At 39.3% G+C, this 21,697-nt stretch carries 18 protein-coding genes and 3 tRNA genes; 13 read left to right on the forward strand and 8 right to left on the reverse strand.

Features of this window, described 5'->3' with window-relative positions; all coding sequences use genetic code 11:
- Positions 1-230: 230 nt before the first annotated feature.
- From H5119_RS15585 to uvrD, 3 genes are all read right to left on the reverse strand, one after another.
- Positions 231-1,079 (reverse strand): chemotaxis protein, encoded by an 849-nt coding sequence (locus tag H5119_RS15585; protein ID WP_077536660.1) that lies wholly within the window; start codon positions 1,077-1,079, stop codon positions 231-233.
- A 100-nt stretch (positions 1,080-1,179) separates the two neighbouring features.
- Positions 1,180-3,252: a GNAT family N-acetyltransferase gene (locus tag H5119_RS15590; protein WP_182702884.1), complete on the reverse strand. Its 2,073-nt coding sequence runs from the start codon at positions 3,250-3,252 to the stop codon at positions 1,180-1,182.
- Positions 3,230-5,395 (reverse strand): DNA helicase II, encoded by a 2,166-nt coding sequence (gene uvrD, locus H5119_RS15595; RefSeq protein ID WP_024596422.1) that lies wholly within the window; start codon positions 5,393-5,395, stop codon positions 3,230-3,232. Before uvrD ends, H5119_RS15590 begins: the two co-directional genes overlap by 23 nt.
- 303 nt (positions 5,396-5,698) lie before the next feature.
- On the opposite strand from uvrD, the gene H5119_RS15600 reads away from it, so the two are divergent.
- The 3 genes from H5119_RS15600 to H5119_RS15610 all read left to right on the forward strand — a co-directional run bounded on the left by H5119_RS15600 (position 5,699) and on the right by H5119_RS15610 (position 7,134).
- Positions 5,699-5,923 (forward strand): hypothetical protein, encoded by a 225-nt coding sequence (locus H5119_RS15600; protein WP_182702885.1) that lies wholly within the window; start codon positions 5,699-5,701, stop codon positions 5,921-5,923.
- 116 nt (positions 5,924-6,039) lie between these two features.
- Positions 6,040-6,408 carry a YacL family protein gene (locus H5119_RS15605; RefSeq protein WP_024592461.1) on the forward strand — a complete coding sequence of 123 codons (369 nt, stop codon included), beginning with the start codon at positions 6,040-6,042 and terminating at the stop codon, positions 6,406-6,408.
- A 102-nt stretch (positions 6,409-6,510) separates the two neighbouring features.
- A complete protein-coding gene (locus H5119_RS15610) occupies positions 6,511-7,134 on the forward strand; it encodes a dUTP diphosphatase (protein ID WP_182702886.1) in 624 nt (207 codons plus the stop codon).
- Positions 7,135-7,149: 15 nt separating this feature from the next.
- Here H5119_RS15610 and yrfG read toward each other — a convergent pair whose 3' ends face one another.
- A complete protein-coding gene (gene yrfG / locus H5119_RS15615) occupies positions 7,150-7,797 on the reverse strand; it encodes a GMP/IMP nucleotidase (protein WP_182702887.1) in 648 nt (215 codons plus the stop codon).
- A gap of 61 nt (positions 7,798-7,858) precedes the next feature.
- Here yrfG and nudE point away from each other — a divergent pair, with 61 nt between their 5' ends.
- The 7 genes from nudE (at position 7,859) to H5119_RS15650 (ending at position 12,524) form a co-directional block, all read left to right on the forward strand.
- Positions 7,859-8,431: an ADP compounds hydrolase NudE gene (nudE, locus tag H5119_RS15620; protein WP_182702888.1), complete on the forward strand. Its 573-nt coding sequence runs from the start codon at positions 7,859-7,861 to the stop codon at positions 8,429-8,431.
- Positions 8,424-9,227, forward strand: a complete 804-nt coding sequence (cysQ, locus tag H5119_RS15625) for a 3'(2'),5'-bisphosphate nucleotidase CysQ (protein WP_182702889.1) — start codon at positions 8,424-8,426, stop codon at positions 9,225-9,227. The genes nudE and cysQ overlap by 8 nt, the downstream gene beginning before the upstream one ends.
- A 136-nt stretch (positions 9,228-9,363) precedes the next feature.
- Positions 9,364-9,440, forward strand: a tRNA-Met gene (locus H5119_RS15630).
- 77 nt (positions 9,441-9,517) lie between these two features.
- Positions 9,518-9,594: transfer RNA gene (locus H5119_RS15635), tRNA-Met, on the forward strand.
- A gap of 139 nt (positions 9,595-9,733) precedes the next feature.
- Positions 9,734-9,810 (forward strand) — tRNA-Met (locus tag H5119_RS15640).
- Positions 9,811-10,363: 553 nt separating this feature from the next.
- Positions 10,364-10,978, forward strand: a complete 615-nt coding sequence (locus H5119_RS15645; protein WP_077536667.1) for a trimeric intracellular cation channel family protein — start codon at positions 10,364-10,366, stop codon at positions 10,976-10,978.
- 34 nt (positions 10,979-11,012) lie between these two features.
- Positions 11,013-12,524 carry a YifB family Mg chelatase-like AAA ATPase gene (locus H5119_RS15650; protein WP_182702890.1) on the forward strand — a complete coding sequence of 504 codons (1,512 nt, stop codon included), beginning with the start codon at positions 11,013-11,015 and terminating at the stop codon, positions 12,522-12,524.
- On the opposite strand, the gene H5119_RS15655 is transcribed toward H5119_RS15650, so the two are convergent.
- Positions 12,521-13,225 (reverse strand): response regulator transcription factor, encoded by a 705-nt coding sequence (locus tag H5119_RS15655; protein WP_138585669.1) that lies wholly within the window; start codon positions 13,223-13,225, stop codon positions 12,521-12,523. The genes H5119_RS15650 and H5119_RS15655 overlap by 4 nt on opposite strands.
- Before the next feature lie 212 nt (positions 13,226-13,437).
- Positions 13,438-15,933 (reverse strand): S9 family peptidase, encoded by a 2,496-nt coding sequence (locus H5119_RS15660; RefSeq protein WP_182702891.1) that lies wholly within the window; start codon positions 15,931-15,933, stop codon positions 13,438-13,440.
- An 81-nt stretch (positions 15,934-16,014) separates the two neighbouring features.
- On the opposite strand from H5119_RS15660, the gene H5119_RS15665 reads away from it, so the two are divergent.
- On the forward strand, positions 16,015-17,091 hold the full coding sequence (locus tag H5119_RS15665) for a hemolysin family protein (RefSeq protein WP_182702892.1): 1,077 nt from the start codon (positions 16,015-16,017) through the stop codon (positions 17,089-17,091).
- Between the two features lie 70 nt (positions 17,092-17,161).
- Here H5119_RS15665 and H5119_RS15670 read toward each other — a convergent pair whose 3' ends face one another.
- Positions 17,162-18,379 (reverse strand): EAL domain-containing protein, encoded by a 1,218-nt coding sequence (locus H5119_RS15670; RefSeq protein WP_182702893.1) that lies wholly within the window; start codon positions 18,377-18,379, stop codon positions 17,162-17,164.
- Between the two features lie 164 nt (positions 18,380-18,543).
- Between H5119_RS15670 and H5119_RS15675 the strand changes: the two genes are divergently transcribed.
- On the forward strand, positions 18,544-19,560 hold the full coding sequence (locus H5119_RS15675) for a metalloprotease (protein ID WP_077536671.1): 1,017 nt from the start codon (positions 18,544-18,546) through the stop codon (positions 19,558-19,560).
- Between the two features lie 161 nt (positions 19,561-19,721).
- Entirely contained in the window at positions 19,722-20,234 is a 513-nt protein-coding gene (locus tag H5119_RS15680; protein ID WP_138585901.1) for a hypothetical protein, read from the forward strand.
- 442 nt (positions 20,235-20,676) lie between these two features.
- Here the strand turns inward: H5119_RS15680 and H5119_RS15690 are convergent, their stop codons facing one another.
- Complete coding sequence (locus tag H5119_RS15690) at positions 20,677-21,630, reverse strand: chemotaxis protein CheV (RefSeq protein ID WP_077536672.1); 954 nt, start codon at positions 21,628-21,630, stop codon at positions 20,677-20,679.
- Positions 21,631-21,697: the final 67 nt, after the last annotated feature.

Here is a 21,697-nt window from a genome sequence, read left to right on the forward strand (position 1 = left end):
TAGTGAAACGAAACAGCGCCGATGATAGTGTAGCATTTGCTATGTGAAAGTAGGACATTACCAGGCTTCAAATTGTAGAGAGCCCGAATCTAACGATTCGGGCTTTTTTACGTCTGCAGAAAAGTGAATTTGGACTCAGGACGCTAACTCTGTTCAATTACGGTCTACCCAACACGGTCAATAAGTGCCCTACTTTAGCATTTAAATTATAGAACTAAGTTTAAAGGTTTTTAAAATAGTCCGTAGGCTTCAGTTTTTTCGCTTGCGTGCTCTTCTAATTGAGCAGGTTTAAATATTACGCTTGGATCAATTAATACACTGTGTTTTTCGGCGAGTTTGATTAGCCCACGCATCATATTTTTAGTTTGTGGATCTATATCAAAACCAATTTCAGTAAGCTTATCTAGTGGCTTTATATCTTCTTTTTTATAGTCAATATTATCTTCGACCTTATCTACTAATAATCCAACATGCGGGTTTAAACCGTCCTTAGTGGTAAAAATAATTATGGGTTTATAGTCTAGGGTTATCTGTTCTTTGGCTGACTCAAACAAGCGCTCGAGCTGAATGAGGCTATTACGTTTAATTTTTTCAAGCAGGGCCGCTACTTGTTGATGATTTTTTTTGCTATGGGCTGTTATGGCTTCTTTTACTATCTCCAACAGTGTTTGAAAAGGTTCATCAAATCGAGACATGGTTAATTTTAAGTCTTCATTGTCGGTGTTAAATTCTTTGTAAAATAGAACAAAATCTTGCAGTTCTGTATCATTTTTTGAAAATGAAATCGAGCTGTTTAATAGGTTGCATTCAAGCGTGTTAAACCAGTTTATTTGTTTTTCTTGCCATGCTCTTAGCTGCTTTAGTGTTTGTGCATTACTTTGTTCAGTTGAGATATCATTCAAAATAATACCTAGGTCAAACACAGGGGTGGGTATATCCATATAATCTTTAACACCAATAAAGCTTTTATTATTGTTTGGTAAAGTTGTTAGGTTATTGTCAAAGCGCTCTGTTAATAAAATATCGAGTATTTTAAGTGAAATTGTTTTACAGCCCACTTTAAAGTTTATTAATTCCATGCCTTTGTCTTAATTTACCTATTAATACTTTAAGGATAGAACAAATTGTATAAATAGCTTTAGGATGGATAAGATTTAATAGAGATAAGGTGACTAGGGGTTATTTTAAGGCACTAGTGAAGTTTTTTGCGGCACGTCTAAATTGATTTTCGAGCTGCTTTTTTCCTAATAAACCTAAGTGTTGAATCACTTTTTCATTATTTTCATTTTGAAGTACTAACTTTATTAAAAGTTGTTTATCAGGCCCAGTTAATTGAGATATATAAGAAGGTGACTGGCTCAGTAACTGCCAAAGAGTTGCAGAGATACTAAATTGAGTGAAGTTACTTTTAGTGAGGAGCGCTAATCGCTCGTGAGTCTCTAGGCTTATTAACTCGTCGCTAAATCCTTCAATTAGAATATTCACGAGTTGCCAATCTAGTGTTTTAAAGTGCGTTAAAAGGCCATAAAAAAAATCGTTTTTAAACTGCTTTTTTAGAGGTTGAATAATTGTACTTTTGTCACTTAAGCATTTAACCACAAGCGCCGAATGTTCAGCGGTGCTTTTATCGCGTTGATATCCCAGTTTTACAATATCAAACCCTCGGTTTTGCCAAAAATTAAGTAACTGCGCTGTTGCGCCAAAGCTTGCACCAAGCCAACTACATTGGCTTTTTACCTGCGACTCGCAATAACTAAGTAGCTTTTTACCAAGTCCTATATTGTGGGAACTCGGATCAATCGTTATTCGAACAACGCGAGCGCTCAGTTGTGTTAAACAGTCATTATTAAAGCTAAGTTGTGAGAGTGCTTGCGCCATTAAATGTCCCTGTGGGCGACGCTCTCCACTTATAACTTGTATGGCAAGTTCTTCATTCAAACCACCTTCTATAGCGATTAAACATACACCAGCTAGTTGATTATTAATTTTGCTAATAAATAGCCGTTGCGATGGCGCGTCTAGTAGTTGGCGTAAGTCGTTGACACTACTTTGATAGTGAGCCAGTGCAAGTAGGGCAACAACTTGCTGCAGTAACGGCTCATTATTACCAAGGGACTGCTGTGTTATTTCACTATGAACTGGCTGTTCTAATTCATCACTACTTAACTCTATATATTGTGCATCGAGTGCAAGCAAGGTGCGAATGTGCTTCTCGAGGGGATCGTGTTTAGCAAAACGCAGTGGCTCATCAAGCGTTACAACTTTAGAGGCTTTATAGTGCGCTTTTATATAGTTACTAAAGCGAATGGTATAACCCCTACCATTGCCCTCATACCCAACCAGTGTACTTGCAAAGACTATACGAGGGTAATGAGCTAGCATTTTTAGCAATAACGGTACAGGGATCGCGGCAGCTTCATCAATGAGTAATAAATCGCACTCAGGTAATGCATTTAATAACGCGTCAGGTGCAACGTAGTGCAAGTTGGCGAGCTGTTTATGTTCAGCGTTGTATTGCAGGTCTAACTCGTTGGCTAAATGTTTAAAGCTACTATGGGTCGCTTTAAACTGAGTGCTGCAAATAATTACTTTTTTATCAGCTAATTTTGCGGCTGCTAAGCCAAGTGCTGCCGACTTACCTCTACCTCTATCAGCATTAATGAGTAAAGGCCTGTTGGCACGACCATTAGCTATTTTTACTATTTGTTCAACGCAGTTTTGCTGTGGTACATAATCAATTTTATTATGCGTAACAGAGCTGACGAGATTACTAATACAGCCATTTTTTTCACTAAAATGAAAAGCGGGTAGTTGTTTGATAATAGTCGCGAAACGTTGATTAAATAAACTGTAGTCAATGGTGTGACCATGTGATTGCACTGTGCTTAGAGCTGGGTCTTGCCAAGTAGCTAAGTTATTTAATTCGGGCAGTAATAAAAACAGTATACCGCCTGCTTTAACGGTGCCGGCAAGTGCTGCAAGTTTATCAGGGTGCAAACCACTAAAACCATCGTAAACAGCATGAGCAAATTCTTGCCCTAAAATTTGGTGTGTGCGAGTAGGCCAGTACGAATTTTTAATCGCGCACTGCTTGGATACAACAAGTGTATTGTTTTCATCTATTAATGAGTTAAGTAATTCATAACACCAAGCAGGGCTGCCCGCAATCAACACTAGCTGACGATGATACGCGCCAGCTAGTTGTTGTTCTAACTCACTTAGATGAGCTTTATACAGCTTGTAATCGTGCATAGGCCGTTACTAACCATTTACTGCCAAGGTCGTCAAAGTTAACTTGTACGCGAGATTGCGCGCCACTGCCTTCGTAATTAAGTACGGTACCAACACCAAACTTAGCATGCAAAACTCGTTGCCCTAAGTTAAAGCCACTGTCTTCAAATGCGGCATGGCTAACTGATGCGCTAAAGCGCCCCGCAGCAGGCGGGCGAGAAACCTGTGTTTTAATACGGATTTCTTCTACGCAGTCTTCAGGTATTTCGCGTAAAAAGCGTGATGGGCTATGGTATTTTTCTTGCCCGTATAAACGGCGACTCTCAGCATGGCTAATATATAACTTATCCATTGCACGAGTCATACCTACATAACAAAGGCGGCGCTCTTCTTCTAAACGACCCGACTCTTCGTTACTTTGTTGAGAAGGAAACATGCCTTCTTCTACGCCCACCATAAACACGAGTGGAAATTCTAAACCTTTAGCTGAGTGAAGCGTCATCATTTGTACAGCGTCTTCGTGCTCTTCTGCTTGCCCTTCACCTGACTCAAGTGATGTATGTGCTAAAAAGCCTTGTAAAGGTGAGCTATATTCTTCGTCTTCAGGAAGTTCATACTGATCACACGCACTAATTAGCTCTTCTAAGTTTTCTACGCGAGCACGGCCTTTTTCACCTTTTTCTGCTTGGTACATTGCCATCAAGCCTGAGGTTTGAATTGTGTACTTAGCTTGCTCATGTAAAGTTAGATCGCTAATTTTATCTTCTATTTGTTCAACGAGCTCTACAAATTTACTTACTGCACCAGAAGCACGGCCAGATAAATGCTGTTGTTCTACAATTGCTTTAGCGGCATACCAAAGCGGTAACGATTCTGCTCGTGCACAGTCGCGTATATGGCTCAATGTTTTGTCGCCAATACCGCGTGCTGGCGTATTAATTACGCGCTCAAATGCGGCATCGTCTTGACGATTACCTACTAGGCGTAAGTACGACAGCGCATCTTTAATTTCTTGGCGCTCAAAGAATCGCATGCCCCCATAAATACGGTATTTTAAGCCTTCCTGAAGCATAGCTTCTTCGAGTACGCGTGATTGCGCGTTACTACGGTATAAAATTGCGGCATCTTGCAGAGCATTCCCTGCATTTAACCAGCTTCGTAGTTTGCTACTTACAAAGCGTGCTTCGTCTAACTCATTAAATGCTGCATAAATAGAGATTGGCTCGCCATCGTTACCGTCGGTCCACAAGCTTTTACCCATACGTTCTGAGTTATTTTGAATTAATGCGTTAGACGCTTTCAAAATAGTCGCGGTTGAACGGTAGTTTTGTTCAAGGCGAATAGTTTCTGCGCTGAAGTCAGTTAAAAATCGTTTAATATTTTCGATTTTAGCACCGCGCCAACCGTAAATACTTTGGTCATCGTCGCCTACAATCATGATACTGCTTGTATCGCCTGCAAGTAACTTTAACCAAGCATATTGAATAGTATTTGTATCTTGGAACTCGTCTACGAGCATATGTGCAAAGCGTTGCTGGTAATGACGCAGTAACGTAGGGTTATTTTTTAACACTTCGTAGCTGCGTAGTAATATTTCGGCAAAATCTACTAGGCCTGCTCTATCACAGGCCTCTTGATAGGCGGCGTAAACACGCAGCATCATTTGCTCGTTAATATCGTATGCTTGAATATCTTTAGGGCGAAGTGCTTCATCTTTTTTAGCGCTGATGTACCAGCCAAATTGTTTGGCGGGCCATTTTTTGTCATCAATATTCATTGATTTTAATAAGCGCTTGATCATCCGAAGTTGATCGTCAGAGTCTAAAATTTGAAAGGCTTCAGGTAAATTAGCTTCACGGTGATGAGCACGTAAAATACGATGAGACAAACCATGGAACGTACCAATCCACATACCACCTACAGGGGCTTTTAGTGTTTCTTCAACGCGGCTGCGCATTTCTTTAGCCGCTTTATTAGTAAAGGTAACTGCAAAAATACTGTAAGCGGAGGCTTGCTCAACTTGCATAAGCCACGCAATACGATGAACTAACACTCGTGTTTTACCAGACCCAGCACCTGCTAATACCAGCATGTTTTGTAGTGGGGCTGCAACGGCATCGCGTTGTTTGTCATTTAAGCCATCGAGTAATTGTGAAACGTCCATCGTTACGCCTTTTTAATCAATATTGTGGGCAGTATAACAGGTGTTTTTGTTAGGCTAAATAAAATACTGTTTTTATAAACAGCTATTTATAAAATAGTGTTCAAAACGAGTAACTTGCTAATTAATTGAGCGAATAAAAAAGTGCAAACACATAACAAAAATTGCTAATTTGACCTAAAGTTAGCAAAATTTACTAACTCTCTAAATCTAGGGAAATTTAACTATTTGATTTGTAAGCTTTAATGAATTGGCATAAAGTGTGTAAGTAAATAATTATAAAATCAAATAAATACAGAGGTTAGTATGGCAGATCAAGGTTCTGGCGGTAACGTAATCGCAGCATTATGTAATATATTTTTTCCTGGTTTAGGGCAGTTAGTGCAGGGACGTATTTTAGCAGCTATATTTTTTGCACTTGCTATTTTAATAAGTTACGCACTAATTTATGTACTTGTAGGTTTTGTACTGGTGCCTATTATTTACTTATGGTCGATTATTGACGCAGCGCGTTATAGATCGCGAAGTTAACGGTTTTAGAGTTGAGTAAAATAGCGCCCATGTGGCGCTATTTTACTTTATATGTCCTGTGGTTTACGGGCGTTTACGTATATAATTACGCAATTAAAGATTTACAGGCAAACCCTATGGAATATCAATTTATTCGCGACCCTATTAGCGGGCTACGCATTAAAATAAGCAGCGAACACGCCATTATTGGTCGCTGGCTAAACGAAGAAATAGGCAAAGATAAAGTAGCTATGGTGCAAGCGCTTATTGCATCGGTAAGCTCAAGTTATGAGCCGCTAACGCTAAAAGGCCAAGAAATAGATTTAATATTAACCAAAGACGAAGCATTATTTGAAGCCCATGCGCTTCATCAAGACAGCGAAGACCTAATAGCGTATCAAGATGACGATTTAGCGCTTGAAGAAAATGGTTTAAGTAGTGGTTGTGGCTTTGAAGATTTTATTGATTTAATTGACTCATGGCATGAGTTTACTACCTCAAGATAAAAACCCGCACACCAATGAAAATATACACCAATGCACAATCCGCATTTTATCTGTATTATTACACCAACGAAAATTACGCCAACCAAAACGACAGGAATTGATATGTCTGCCAATTTAAACAAGCTAGTAGTGATGCTAGAAATGCAAAACGCCATGAACACTAAAGTACATGAGCAATGGTTTACTCAAGGATTTGAATGGTACCGCGCTATTTGGGTTGAGTGTGCTGAAATGCTAGATCATCATGGTTGGAAATGGTGGAAAAAACAAACACCAGATACTGAGCAAGTTATTTTAGAGTTGGTTGATATTTTTCATTTTGGTTTGTCGCTTAGAATTGACGGCAAAACTAGCTACGAAGACTTAGCAAAGCAACTTGAAGCTGAGCTTAGTAATGCCCAACAAGCTGATGATTTTAAACAAACGCTAGAAATATTAGCGGCGTCTGCTGTTGCAGATAAAACGTTTAATGCCGCTGCATTTGCCGGTTGTATGGCGCAGATGGATATGGATGTTGATGATTTATATCGAGGCTACGTAGGTAAAAATACGTTAAACTTCTTCCGCCAAGATCACGGTTACAAAGACGGTAGCTATATTAAAGAATGGAATGGCCAAGAAGATAACGAACATTTAGTCGAAGTAGTTAAAAGCCTTGATACAGAACATACTGATTTTGCAAAGTTAGTATATCAAGGACTAGAAGCGCGTTACCCAAAAATCTAACCCACGTAAACTGCGTTAAATAATCTTACGATAGTCGGTAACACTTAGGTAATCGGCTATTTCGTTATGTGGTTGTTGGCTATCAGGGTTAGCAACTGCAAGTAGGTGCTCAATGCCGTATTCTCGTGCGGCATTTAAAACCGGCACACTGTCATCTACAAACAAAGTGCGCTGCTTATTAAACCCTAAGTCTTTGTGTACTTGGTGCCACAAACTTTGTTGCTCTTTACTTACTCCATATTCATGAGTAGAGACTACGCCATCAAGATAGTTATCAATTGCGGTATGCTCAAATTTAAGCATGACACTCTCAGGGTGGGCGTTGGTAAGTAAAATTAACTCTTTGCCTGCTTTTTTAAGCTCAGTTAAAAAATGAGGCACGTCTTTGCGCATTTTAATTAAATGCTGAGACTCTCGTTTAAGCTCCATTATAGGTAAGCTTAATTGCTCTTCCCAGTAATCTAAACAATACCACTGTATTTGACCACTCACAGCTTGATAGCGTTTTAAAATATCAGCTTTAGCTGCATCTAGGCTAATGCCTCTCGCTAATGCGTGCTGCGTAGGAATAACGTTAAGCCAAAAATGACTGTCGTAATGTAAATCGAGTAATGTTCCATCCATGTCGAGCAAAACGGTATCGATTTTTGACCAATTTAACATAGGAATTTCAACTTATAAGGTTTATTATTGAACTAACTGCCATGATAGCAAATTAACGCCAATGACACATAAAAAGCACCCAACACCACCACAAATCCTTAGTAATAATGTGGTCGCTAAAAGTCGACTATTTACTGTGGAATCTTTAGAGCTCAAATTTTCTAACAACGAAGAGCGCCAGTATGAGCGAATTCGCGGCGGTGGCCGGGGAGCAGTGATGATTGTTCCGTTAAATGCAGACAATGAATTACTACTCGTACGTGAATATTGCGCAGGTACAAACGACTACCAGTTAGGTTTTCCTAAAGGCTTAATTGATCCAGGAGAAACCCCAGAGCAAGCTGCTAATAGAGAACTTAAAGAAGAAATTGGCTTTGGTGCTGAGTATTTTAAACCATTAAGAACAGTCACAATGGCGCCGAGTTATTTTAATGCCACTATGCATATTTTATTTGCCAAGCAATTATATCCGCAAACCCTTATTGGCGATGAGCCAGAGCCACTTGTTGTTGTTAAGTGGCCATTAACTCAGTGGCAGTCATTATTAGAGCAAGAAGATTTTACCGAAGCACGCAGTGTTGCAGCTTTGCTATTATTAGATAAATATTTAGCGTTTGGAGCTGCCGATGAATAAATTAATCGAACCTTGTATTGAATTAGCTGAGCGTGCTGGTGATGCAATTATGGCCATTTATAAAAAAGGCGATATTGGTCAACAAGAAAAGTCAGATAACACGCCTGTTACTAAAGCTGATTTAGCAGCAAACGATGTTCTAGTTGCTGGATTAAAAACATTTGCGCCCGATATCCCAATTATGTCGGAAGAAACACCTATACCTGCACTCGCCGACAGACAGGACTGGCAGCGCTATTGGTTGCTCGATCCGATGGATGGAACCGGAGAGTTTATTTTAGAAAGTGGTGATTTTGCAGTAAATATTGCACTGATTGAGAATAATCACCCAGTGCTTGGCGTTATTCATTGGCCTGCAAAAGGTGTGACTTATTTTGCTACAGCTAAAAATGGTGCCTTTAAACGTGAAAACTCAGTTGATAAGCAAATATCTGTAGCGCCACCAGAGAATTTAACGCTTGCAGTGAGTCGCCGCCAAAAGATAGAAGCGGTGAGTCAGTATTTAAATAGTCAATTTACAACGATTGCTGTTGGTTCTTGTTCTTTAAAAGCGTGTATCGTTGCAGAAGGTAAGGCTGACTGTTTTTTAAGAATTGGCCCAACGGGTGAGTGGGATACAGGTGCTTCGCAAGTTATTGTTGAAGAGGCGGGTGGTTGTATTACCGATGCAGAATTTAACCCGTTAACGTACAACCAACGCGAGAGTACTGAAAACCCTGACTTTATAGTAATGGGGCATCCTGATTGGGAATGGCAAAAAATGATAAATCCACACCAAAGATTGAGCGCAGAATAGCGTTTTGATTGCTTTTTGTTCACTTGAACAACATTAAGTAGTTTAGGCCTTGCATTATATGTTTATTCCTATATAGTAGCGCTCTCTTCAAGGCAGGCTCGTAAATATCACGAAAATGTTTTAAAGAAATTACAGGCGCGGGATGGAGCAGTCTGGTAGCTCGTCGGGCTCATAACCCGAAGGTCGTCGGTTCAAATCCGGCTCCCGCAACCAATTTTTAACGTTGGTTACTGTAATAACTCTAACTTAAGAGGTTAAATAAAGTAGTCGATAGACTTAAAATATACAGGCGCGGGATGGAGCAGTCTGGTAGCTCGTCGGGCTCATAACCCGAAGGTCGTCGGTTCAAATCCGGCTCCCGCAACCAATTTTTTATAAAGATTTAGTGCAGTAGGTAGCTTAAAAGTCGTCGGTTCACTTTCCACCTTCACAGCTCTCGCAATAAATTTTTAATTGGAAGCCAAGTTGTAATGTAGGCAACTTTAAACAAGCATACAAATTTCAGGCGCGGGATGGAGCAGTCTGGTAGCTCGTCGGGCTCATAACCCGAAGGTCGTCGGTTCAAATCCGGCTCCCGCAACCACTGAAATTAAATATCTAAAAAGTTAAAACAAAATAACACTCTTTATTGAGTGATTTTTTGCGTCTGGAGTTTAATAAATTCTTATAATGATTAAACTCACCGCGACCGTGAAACACTCTACATAAGCAATCGAAGGTCGTCGGTTCGCTTTTTACAAGCTCAGACTCCCGCAACCACTGAAATTAAATATCTAAAAGGTTAAAACAAAATAGTACTCTTTATTGAGTGATTTTTTGCGTCTGCAGTTTAATAAATTCTTATAGTTTAAACTCACCGTTACTGCGCAAAACACTCTGAATAAGCAATCGAAGGTCGTCGGTTCGCTTTTACAAACTCAGGCTCCCGCAACCACTGAAATTAAATATCTAAAAAATTAAAATAAAATCGCACTCTTTATTGAGTGATTTTTTGCGTCTGAAGTTTGGCTAAATAGGTTATACTCTCCTTTCTTTAATGACTTCCTTCTCATGCCTGTAACATTCAACAAATAACTTATTTTTGAAAAAGAGTGTTTTATGTTAAAACGGTTAAAAGATTTTAAGTAATAATACACATGACAGAACTTTATCACTGGTTTGACTTAATAGGCGTAGCAGTGTTTGCTGTGTCGGGCACTTTATTAGCGTACGAGAAAAAAATGGATGGCTTTGGTGTCGTCGTTTTAGCGACTGTTACCGCAATTGGCGGTGGTACAGTGCGTGATCTGATTTTAGATGTTCCTGTCTTTTGGTTACACGATCAAAGCTATTTTTTTGCCATACTGGCTTCAGTATTTATCACTACACGTCTTCTAAATAAGCAAAAGCCAATACCTCATTATATTTTGCAAACAGCAGATGCTTTTGGTTTAGCTTTTTTTGCGGTAATGGGGGCTCAAAAAGCGCAACTTGCTGGTATGCCAGACATGACAGCGGTGATTATGGGTGTAATTACAGGCTGCTTTGGTGGTTTAATTCGAGATGTACTCGCGCGCGAAATTCCTATGCTATTAAAAGGCGAACTTTATGCCATTACCTGTATCGCGGGTGGTAGTGTTTATACGCTTTGTATTGGTTTTTCGTTAGTGACTGAGGTAGCGATGGTATTAGGCATGTTAATGACCTTATTGCTTCGTTTTGCTGCAATAAAATGGAAAATCACATTACACGTTTTTAAATATCCTGACTAAACTGGTGTAATCACACCATTCACTAGGATAAGGAATGTCGTTAGCTCGTATATTTTCTCGTGCTCAGGTGGGGATCAGTGCTCCAGAAGTTATTGTAGAAGTTCACCTAGGAAATGGTTTACCCGCTTTTCACATCGTAGGCCTGCCCGAAGCCTCTGTTAAAGAGTCAAAAGACAGAGTGCGTAGTGCACTCGAAAATTCGCAATTTGGGTTTCCCGATCAACGCATAACTGTAAATTTAGCGCCCGCCGACTTACCTAAAGATGGCGGGCGGTTTGATCTGGCTATCGCGGTGGGAATTTTAGTCGCTTCAGGGCAAATAGTGTGTCCTGACATTCATAAGTATGAGTTTTACGGGGAGCTTGCTCTTAATGGCGAGATACGTGGTGTGAATGCTATTTTACCTTCGGTACTTGCTGCAAAAGAGCAAGATCGCTGCTGCTTTTTACCCTTTGCAAATGACAGTCTAGCAAGCCTAGTTAATGGCGTTAAACGCAAAGCCGTCAGTTCTATTCAAGAAGTGTGGGGGGACTTACTTAATCAACAACCTTTGCCATTGAATATAGAGTACCCCGACTGCACGCAAGCCCCTGACTTTTTGCTCGATTTAAGCGATGTGAAAGGTCAGCCTGGCGCAAAGCGAGTATTAGAAATCGCCGCAGCTGGCGGGCATAATTTACTTTTTCTAGGCCCCCCAGGCACTGGTAAATCAATGTTGGCCCAGCGAATGGCAACTATAATGCCTACTATGTCGGACGATGAAGCTATTTCGACTGCTGCGCTTTACTCTATTATTGGGCAATCTATAGATTTAACTAATTGGCGACAGCGGCCATTTCGTAACCCGCATCATACGTGCTCAGCGGTTGCTTTGGTTGGTGGCTCATCAAACCCTAAACCGGGTGAAATTTCATTGGCACATAATGGAGTGCTTTTCTTAGACGAATTACCAGAGTTTGAACGTAAGGTGCTTGATTCACTGCGTGAGCCAATGGAAACCGGTACGGTTACTATTTCGCGTGCTGCAAGGCAAATGGAGTTTCCTGCGCAATTTCAGCTCATTACAGCGTTAAACCCAAGCCCAACAGGAAGTCATACTGATAAACGTGCTACGCCCGATCAAGTTATGCGTTATTTATCAAGAGTATCAGGGCCTTTTATTGATCGTATAGATTTACAAATTGAATTGCCTCGTTTAACGAGTGTTGAACTACAAAGTACTCAACCGGAGGAAAGTAGTGCACAAGTTAGAGCAAGGGTTGAGGCTGCCTATTATGTGCAGTTAAAACGCCAAGGTAAGGTGAACGCGAGGCTCAACAATAAAGAAATGAGTGTGCATTGTGATCTGGCGTCTGCAGAATTACAGTTTTTAGCTAGAGCGAGTGAGAAGTTGTCGTTATCACTACGCTCTTACCACCGAGTAATTAAAGTGGCGCGTACCATTAGTGATTTAAAAGGCGCTGAAAATATTAGTTTAAATGAACTTAAAGAAGCACTTAACTATCGTGCATTTGAGCGTCTCATTGCACAATTAACCAAGTATTAGATGGAGAGCATGTAACCTTTACCGCGTACGGTAACAATGCGTTTTTGATCTTTTTCGTCGTTTAACTTTTTACGCAAACGGCCAATAAGTACATCAACAGTACGATCGTTTGGGCTCCAATCGGGTTGACCTATTTCTTCTGATATTTTTTCACGAGACGTCGCTTTACCCGCATTACTAATTAGGCAAATAAGTACTTTATGCTCGGCTTCGGTTAAACGCGACTCAACGCCAGTAACAGTAATTAATGTACGATTATCGGGATGAAGTTTAAAATCGGCATATTCTATAAACTCTTCGCTCTCGTCATGTTGTTGGTTAACTGCAATACGCTTATGCAGTGCACGTACACGTAGTTCTAACTCAAGTAAATCGACCGGCTTGCAAATATAGTCATCAGCACCTTGGGCAAGACCTGCAATACGATCAGCTTGAGAATCTCTGCTCGATAATACAATAACGCCAATATCAGTAAGGGTGTTTAATTCTTTTGCGAGCTGTAGTCCGTCGCGCTTAGGTAAGACAATATCAATTATAGCTAATGAGATAGCACTGCGCAGGTTGACTCGCTGCTTTACAACGCTAAGAGCATCAGCTCCAGTTGAGTCTACTTCTATTGTGAACTCGGTATCTGCAAAGTGATTTTGGATGCGTTTAACGAGTAGTTCATCGTCTTCAACCAATAAAACATTAATAGCCATAGTACTTTATTTTGAATGCTTATAGTTCTGTATGGTAGCACCATTAGGTAAATGCTGAGAAGGGGTGGTTGTTAGTTTTAAGTAACTTAATATTTCAAAAAAATATAAGGTGTTATAAGGGGTGATATTAGCACCTTTAAAGTAATTAAAAGGTGCTAAGTAGTTAATGATTGGGTAGTAAACCTATATTAAACGACTATTTCAAAATGCTTTTAGTCATTTGAGTACATTGAATCCCACCATTGTGGTTCGTCTTTTAGCTTTTTATCAAAGTACGCGAGCATAGTATCCCACCAGTTAAATCGTTTATCGCGCGCAAAAATTTGGTGGTCAGCGCCTTTGTATTCTATTAACTCTACGTCTTTATTAAGTAACTTAAGCGCAGTGTACATGGTTAAGCTTTCGCCAACGGGCACATTGGTATCGCTATCGCCATGAAGAAGTAATAGAGGAGTGGTTACTTTATCAGCATGAAATACAGGGCTATGTTGGCTATAAAGTTCAGAGTTATTCCACGGGAAGCTATTTTTAGATGCTTCACCTGAATATAAATAGCCCCACCAACCTTCGCCCCAATATGAAGTGAGGTTAGAAATACCTGCATGGGCAATTGAGGCACTAAATATGTCGGTTTTAGTGGCTAGTAGCATAGTCATAAAGCCGCCGTACGAAGCCCCTAAGTTACCTACTTTTTTATTATCAACGAAGTCGTACTTTTTCAAAAAGGCCCGAGTGCCTGTTATTATATCGTCAGCAGTGTAGTCGCCCCATGCGTTAACATGTTGCGCCGAAAATTTCTGTCCAAACCCTGTGGCTCCAGTTGGTTGCACTACATAAACAACGTAGCCGTTTTCTGCCCATAAGTTAAACGGGTAACGACCGGTAAAGCCACGAGTTACAGGCGAAGTACCACCATAGTAATAAACTAAAGCTGGATACTTTTTAGTTTTATCTAAGTTGCTAGGAATATAAACACGGCCAGTTATTTCAACGCCGTTTTTATTTTTAAAATTAAACTCTTCTAATGTAGGAATGCGCGTATTTGCATAAGCACTCGGCTGTGAATCCCACACTAACTGTGTTTTATTTTTACTTATATTGAGGCGTTTTAATTGCTGTGGCGCTGAGGCATTAGTGCCGCTTAATAGAACTTCGGTATTACGGTCGTGTGAATAACTAAATTTCTCAACAATATCTAATCCGGTACTTAGCTTTTTAAAGCGCTGTTTACTTAAATCGAATAGGTAAAGTGGTTGTGTGTCTCGCTCAGTCACTTTAACAAGTGCGTCGCCATTTTCTAAAACTTCAAGTTGACCAATAGCGGGGTCAAATTGTTTACTGAGGGCTTTTACGTTTCCACCATTATTGGTTAGTAGATAAAGTTGACCGTCATAGTTATTAGCAAGCATTGTTTTTGGCAATGCTCTGCCTGTACCATTTTTGAAATCGGGGCCTGCCACTACATAAATGTCTTTATTGGCGTACTTAGCTAAGTCAAAAGTTTTAAACTTACCTAGCGATAAAAGCTTACTTGATTTTAAATCCAGCTCGACCAGCTCAGTTTCTGGATGAGTTGATGCCTGCATTGCCACCACAGAGCGGCTCATTAGTATTTTACCGCGACTGCTGTTTAAATCTTCAAGGTTATGGGTAAGAGGGCCTTGGCTAAGCGCTTTTGTTAAGCCACTTTTGGTATCAAATATGTAAATTTGGCTAGTGGTGCGGGCATATGACCAACGGTCTTGCAGACCTTTATAATGCTTAGTTAAGCTATCAGTACTTTCGGGGGATTTAGACCAACTAAAAAGAAGGCTACTGTCGTTATAAAAGGTAAAGCCACTGGCACCTTCTAAATCGGCAGCTAATGTTTTTATTGATAAATTTTTACGATTAAGTTGTTTTAATTCACCGTTGAGCAAATACACCAAAAACTGATTATCAGGGCTCCAGATTATATTACTTGGTTGACCTGCTTCAAATCGATATAGCGTGTGGTCGTCTGCATCTTTAAGTACAGTAACGGTATTCGCTTGGTTTTGTGTAACATCGTTATATGTTCTTGTTGTGGTGACGTATTGCTTAGCATTAGGTGCTAATGATAATTGGTTGATGATAGGGGCATCAAATAGTTGTTTTGCAGATAAACGTTTTAATTGTGAAGTGCTAAGCGTGATTTTATCGATGTCGGCTTTAGGTGCAAAATCGAGTGCCACGTCATGCCAATTAGCAACTTGTTGCGCGACTATAATTACTGTGTGAGTTGTGTTGCTTAAAGCTAGTTTATAGCTGTTCTTATCGCCTTTTTGTAGCTCACCGTTGATAAATAGTTGGCCTTGCTGAATCCCTTTTAAGGTGAGCGTGCCTTGTGTGAAACGTGTTGTTTCAATATTGAACTTTAGCGCTTGCAATCCACCAAGTGTAAGCGCATTTATCTTATCAAATGGCTGCCAGCTCTGCTTTTTCCCGAAAATAGATAAACTCTCTGAACTTGCTTTTAATCGTGGTAATAGGTTGTTGATAATAGCGGTGCCATGAGGTGTTTGAAAAGGCTTTAATTGCATGTCTTCGGCCAATGGACCGATAAACTGAATTTTTGACTTGTCTAATGGTGCAGCTATTGCTGCAAAGCTTAAGCTGGCGAATGTTAAAAAGGTGGCAGCGTGTTTAAATAGCTTATTTTGAGTGTACCAAGATGCGCTAAACTTCATTATTGAGCCTATTATTAGTAATTTGGCTAAATATAACATGTATTGTTACTATGCTTACATACCTGAAATTAAGGAGAGAAAGTGACTTTACTGATAGTTTATATGGTCGTGGCGATAGTTATTTCGTTTTTATGTTCTGTGATGGAGGCGGTGCTGTTAAGTATTTCGCCTAGCTACGTTGCATCACTTAAAAAAGAACATCCTGAGTTTTCCAAGCAGCTTGAAACGCTCAAAAGTAATATAGATGAGCCTTTAGCGGCTATTTTAACTTTAAATACAGTCGCGCATACCGCCGGTGCCGCTGGGGTAGGCGCGCAAGCCGCAGTGGTCTTTTCAGATGCAGCTGTCGGTATAGCATCAGCTATTATGACTTTATTAGTGCTGGTACTTTCTGAAATCATTCCCAAAACCTTAGGTGCGAATTACTGGCGGGTATTAACGCCAAGTGTGACTTATGCGCTGCGCTTTTTAGTTATTTTGCTTAAACCATTTGTATGGTGTGCACAAAAACTCACTAATTTAATGAGACCTGCACATAATGAAGCGTATTATATTCGTCAAGAAATAGAAGCAATGGCAGATATAGGTACTGAGTCAGGAGCGCTTCATGAAGATGAGTCTGAAATAATTCGTAATTTACTGCATTTTAGGCATGCAAAATTATGTGACTTAATGACACCTCGAACTGTGCTTTTTAAAGTTCATAAAGATTTGACAGTGAATCAATACTTGAACGATTACGGTTCGTCGTCATTTTCTCGAATTTTGGTATTTGATAAAGATAGCGACGATATTGTTGGGTTTGTGCATAAAAACGATATTATGCTGGCGTTTCATCGATTAGGCACTGACTACAAAATAAGTAAATTAGTTAAACCTATTTATACCGTGCCCAGCTCTCATAATGTGTCGTCATTACTGCAAACGCTTTTAACCAAGCGTACCCACATATGTTTAGTCGTTGATGAATACGGAGATGTGCTAGGTATTGTAACGTTAGAGGATTTGATGGAGGCTCTTATGGGCTTAGAAATTGTAGATGAGCGAGATCAATCTACAAATATGCGTGCAGTAGCAAAGCAACAATGGCGTAAGCGCTTAGCTAACAGTGCGCATATAGTAAGCGAAACAGATAAAGCCCCCGAAAAAGACCATTAAGGCCTGTTTATCTTTCGAGGTTAAATGCCAAGTATGCGCAGCCTTGGGGTGTCATTTATTCAGCCGATATTTATTTTTTGATTAAACTATTGGCTGTTTTGATCCAGTTTTTAGCCCAGCGTACAAATTCATTTTTGGGCTTAGGGTGACTGAATAAAAAACCTTGAACGGCTAAGTTTTTCCTATGGTGTTTCAAATAAATGAGCTCTTCTGGTCGCTCGACACCTTCAGCGACTAAATCCAAATGTTCTTCGCTTGTTATATTAATTAAGGAAGTAACGACCACTTGAGAGAATAAGTCGGTATCTATGTGGCTAATAAGTGAGCGGTCTATTTTTATTTCAGTAAAAGGAAGGCTTTTAAGCTGATTCATATTTGTAAAGCCCACACCAAAATCATCCAAGGACAGACCAAAGCCATGCATTCTTAATCTATTTAAAGTTTCTAATTGTGCAAGACTGGAAAGTGCATGTTGTTCAGTTATTTCAATAATAATATCGCTGGGCGTCAGTTTATTATTTGCTAATATTAGTAATAGCTTATTTGGGCAATCTAAGTCATCAAGCTGAATGGATGATAAATTAAATGCGAGCTTAAAACCTTGGCAAAGTTCTACTTTCATACTGTTAAAATCGCTGGTGGCTTTTTCGAAAAGAGAAAATGAAATCTGGTTAATTAAATTATGTTGCTCAGCTACATTAATAAAACGATCTGGTGAAATAACACGACCGTCCTTATTAGAAACAATACGGGCAAGCACTTCGACACTTTCTATTTTATTACTATAGGCATTCACTTTAGGTTGGTAAAAAGGAACTATTTCATCATTATTTAATGCGCTGATAAGCTCCTCTTTTGAAATTGCAGATTCTTTAATTAAAGTGTGGCAATGAAATTGTGCGGCTTTTGTTAATAAAGTGCCCACTTGAGATAGTTGAATGGGTTTGGTTATATTTCCGATAAGGTGAGTATTATGTTGCTTGGCAAGATTTGCAGCTAAGTTAATTACTTTATGTGCCATTTCAGAAATAATAATAATAGCGCCGTGGTAATTTAATGCCCCTAAGTGCCGCATCAGCACCATACCATCCATTTCAGGCATGTTGAGATCAGTAAAAATGACGTCAAAATAATTTATATCAGCTTTGACTTTATTGAGAGCTTCTGTCGCGCTTAGGCATGTAGTTATGGTTTCTGACATGCCTAGTTCGTTGAGTATAGCCTCCATGACAATCAAAATAGCCTTTGAGTCGTCAACAACTAGAATATTGGGCACCATTTTGTTCACTGTAATCCCTTTCATTGTGTAACGTATGATTACTATAAAAGTAGTCGTGTTGTTTACTTTTGTCAGTATTAAAACGTTATAATTAAAAATAATGATTAAGTATGCTACTCGTGTTTTATAAGCGAGAAGGTATACTAGGTTCATTGTTTTAAACGGTTTTAATTATGATAAGAATAGACCTCACTTTAGCCGAACAACCATTTTCACTTATGGTAGCAGGGCAAAAAATAGTGCAAGTTTTCCATGCTCAACAAGCCATAACCTTTGACAACCCACGTGAAAATTATTATCAGTTTACTCACGATAATAAAGTAATAGGTATTGATACCGGCACGGTCGAAGAGCACAGTATTTCGCTGTTTGTGGATGATCAATTTGCTACACAACTAGCATTGCCGGTATCGACAAACGGAGCACCTAAAAAAGGATTTTTAGGTTTAGCAGCATTAGGCTTTAAGCTTTTTAAAAGCGCTAAAGTAATTAAAACCGTGCTTGCGGGGGCTTCGGTTGCAGGCTATGCGTGGTTATTTAGTATTGAATTTGCACTCATGCTTATTGCGTGTCTGGTTGTGCACGAATATGGCCATGTGCGAGCTATGAAATATTTTGGGATAAAAACCAAAGGTATTTATTTAATCCCATTTGTTGGTGGGCTGGCCGTAAGTGACGATAAAATAACGACTCGTTGGCAAGATGTGGTTATATCGCTAATGGGGCCTGCGTTTGGTTTAATTACCTCTGTGCTGGGTGTGGTTTTGTATTACGCCACAGAAATGGAAATATTTGCCGGTGTCGCGGTGCTTAGTGCATTACTAAATTTATTTAACTTGCTACCCATTTTACCGCTTGATGGCGGGCATGTATTAAAAAGTATTAGTTTTTCAATGCGCTCATGGATTGGTTTAAGCGTATGTTTACTCGGTGTTTTATTTGGCTTATGGCTGAGTTACACATTTGGTTTGATGTTACTGGTATTCTTTTTGTTTGTTGGTGCGCTGGAGATTATATTTGAATGGCGAGGTCGTCACTATTCGCATTTAATGCCACTGGATAAATACGGCCAAATTTTTTCGGCTGTAATGTATGCAGTTGTAGTTGCTGGTCATATCGCTGTAATGATGCATTTTGCGGATTCAGAAAACCCCATATTGAGTCTGCCGATGACTATTTTATCGAGTTGATTGTTATGAATAATAGTAATAATGCTCGTTCATGTTCTATAGGGGGCGGCAAACACCACTGCGTTTTAGTGCGACTGTAAATAATGCGTTAATAGGCATTGAAAAATATATCCAATAATAACAAGGAGCCCGATATCACAATAGTGATATCGGGGACTTTCATGACACAATTTCATTTTATCCTTAAAAAAACTAAGTACCTTTTTACTGTTGTTGTTGCGATGGCTTTTATTATGTGGTTTGGAAGAGGTGTTTTAAATCCCGAAGAAACAGCCGATGGTTTTCGCCAAGGTAGTTTACTTAATAATCCGGACACTTTGTTTTGGTTTGCCATACTGCTTTTAATTTTTTTCATTTTTACGTGCTTTTATATGTTGGTGTTAATGGAATCAAAACTAACACTAGATATAGAAAAATGCAGCGTCTCGGTCAGTTACTATTTACTTCCTCAAAAGACAATTTATTTTGAATCACTTAACAACCTAGCTGTTTTTCAAGAGGAGGAAAACCCAGCTGAGTTTGGTTTATATTGCGCAAAGCAAAGTGAATTCTATAAACCAATATATGATAGCCGAGGTTTATTTTGGACGCTTTCGCAACAACAAACAGAAGAGTTCATACAGTTAGTTAAAAAGCATCAATTGGATCAAAGGAAATTTCCATGGCACGATTAATACAATCTATGTGACCAGTGCTGTGCGTTTATTTAACTAGGGCGTGTTGACCTTTCGTGATTAATTTCGCAGATGTATGGATTCCCCCTCATTAACGAGAGTAATGTATAAAGGTGAATTGCAAGCAAAACTTCTCCCAAATAAGGAATCTACACATAGCGCGTGTCAAATATAATTACCATCGATTTAATCAGGTGCGACAACAAGATAGAATTGAAAACTGCGGTAATCATTTTTTGTGGGCTGAAGGTGTTACGACAGATGTAATTACAAAGGTGAGTAAAGTAACAAAAATAAATGGGTCAGGCAGATAACGTTTCACTAAGGTAGTGAGTGGTTTGGCAACTTTTTTGAGCAAATGTTGTATTTTTATTATGTGTCTAAAATGCCAATTAATCACAAAAGCGCTAAATTGGCAAATAGACTAAAATCTTCAGTATGGCTATTCGGTGCTGTTATTAAGCACTTCTTTTAGGCGATTTTGTACTTCATTAACAAGCAAATCAGGTTGGAATTTAGATAAAAATGCATTACAACCAACTTTTTCTACCATAGCCTCGTTAAAGCTACCACTTAAAGATGTGTTAAGAACCACATAAAGATTTTTAAGCCTGCCATCGTTACGTATTTCATGGGTTAAGCGATAGCCATCCATAGAAGGCATTTCGGCATCTGTAATTACCATTAAGAGCTCTTTTTCGACATCTCGCCCTTCATCAGCCCAGCCTCTAAGCATGTTAAGAGCTTCTAAGCCATTACTTGCAGGAATAATCTCAATGCCCAGTTGTGACAGCGTATCGCTTACTTGTTTACGTGCAGTGGGTGAGTCATCGGCGTGAAGTATTTTACGTCCCGCAAACTCATTGACGATGCCTTGATCGAGTACCCCATCAGAAATATCCACCTCATATTCAACTATTTCTGCTAGTACTTTTTCCACATCAATGATTTCAACGAGATGTTCTTGATCATCACGTTTGATTTTAGTGAGCGCTGTTAAGTAATGATTTTTACCAACAGAGCTAGGCGGTGGCATAATATCTGACCATGTCATATTAACGATTTGATCAACTTTGCCAATCAAAAAGCCTTGCACGCTTCTATTGTATTCTGTAATAACTAAGTTACAGTCTTCGGCGTATTTCACTGCGGACATAGAAATAGCCTGCCGTAAATCGATTACAGGTATAGATTCACCTCTAATATTCGCAACTCCAGTTATTTTGGAGTGAGAATGGGGAATTTTGCTTAAATGTGGCAGCTTTACCACTTCTTTTATTTTAAACACATTGAGTGCAAATAAGTGGCGGCTATGTAAATAAAACAATAACAACTCTAAGCGGTTTTCACCAACCAACTGAGTACGTTGATCAACCGAAGCTAAAACACCAACCATAATGAACTTATCTAATCTAATTATTACATTACTATAGCTTACTATTTTTTAACTACATAGCTTAGGG

Source organism: Pseudoalteromonas sp. SG45-5 (genome assembly GCF_014164085.1).
Classification (GTDB): Bacteria; Pseudomonadota; Gammaproteobacteria; order Enterobacterales; family Alteromonadaceae; genus Pseudoalteromonas; species Pseudoalteromonas aliena.

Coding starts and splice junctions, on each gene's coding strand:
- H5119_RS15585 (WP_077536660.1), bottom strand. CDS start 1,079: ATGGAATTAATAAACTTTAAAGTGGGCTGTAAAACAATTTCACTTAAA.
- H5119_RS15590 (WP_182702884.1), bottom strand. CDS start 3,252: ATGCACGATTACAAGCTGTATAAAGCTCATCTAAGTGAGTTAGAACAA.
- uvrD (WP_024596422.1), bottom strand. CDS start 5,395: ATGGACGTTTCACAATTACTCGATGGCTTAAATGACAAACAACGCGAT.
- H5119_RS15600 (WP_182702885.1), top strand. CDS start 5,699: ATGGCAGATCAAGGTTCTGGCGGTAACGTAATCGCAGCATTATGTAAT.
- H5119_RS15605 (WP_024592461.1), top strand. CDS start 6,040: ATGGAATATCAATTTATTCGCGACCCTATTAGCGGGCTACGCATTAAA.
- H5119_RS15610 (WP_182702886.1), top strand. CDS start 6,511: ATGTCTGCCAATTTAAACAAGCTAGTAGTGATGCTAGAAATGCAAAAC.
- yrfG (WP_182702887.1), bottom strand. CDS start 7,797: ATGTTAAATTGGTCAAAAATCGATACCGTTTTGCTCGACATGGATGGA.
- nudE (WP_182702888.1), top strand. CDS start 7,859: ATGACACATAAAAAGCACCCAACACCACCACAAATCCTTAGTAATAAT.
- cysQ (WP_182702889.1), top strand. CDS start 8,424: ATGAATAAATTAATCGAACCTTGTATTGAATTAGCTGAGCGTGCTGGT.
- H5119_RS15645 (WP_077536667.1), top strand. CDS start 10,364: ATGACAGAACTTTATCACTGGTTTGACTTAATAGGCGTAGCAGTGTTT.
- H5119_RS15650 (WP_182702890.1), top strand. CDS start 11,013: ATGTCGTTAGCTCGTATATTTTCTCGTGCTCAGGTGGGGATCAGTGCT.
- H5119_RS15655 (WP_138585669.1), bottom strand. CDS start 13,225: ATGGCTATTAATGTTTTATTGGTTGAAGACGATGAACTACTCGTTAAA.
- H5119_RS15660 (WP_182702891.1), bottom strand. CDS start 15,933: ATGAAGTTTAGCGCATCTTGGTACACTCAAAATAAGCTATTTAAACAC.
- H5119_RS15675 (WP_077536671.1), top strand. CDS start 18,544: ATGATAAGAATAGACCTCACTTTAGCCGAACAACCATTTTCACTTATG.
- H5119_RS15680 (WP_138585901.1), top strand. CDS start 19,722: ATGACACAATTTCATTTTATCCTTAAAAAAACTAAGTACCTTTTTACT.
- H5119_RS15690 (WP_077536672.1), bottom strand. CDS start 21,630: ATGGTTGGTGTTTTAGCTTCGGTTGATCAACGTACTCAGTTGGTTGGT.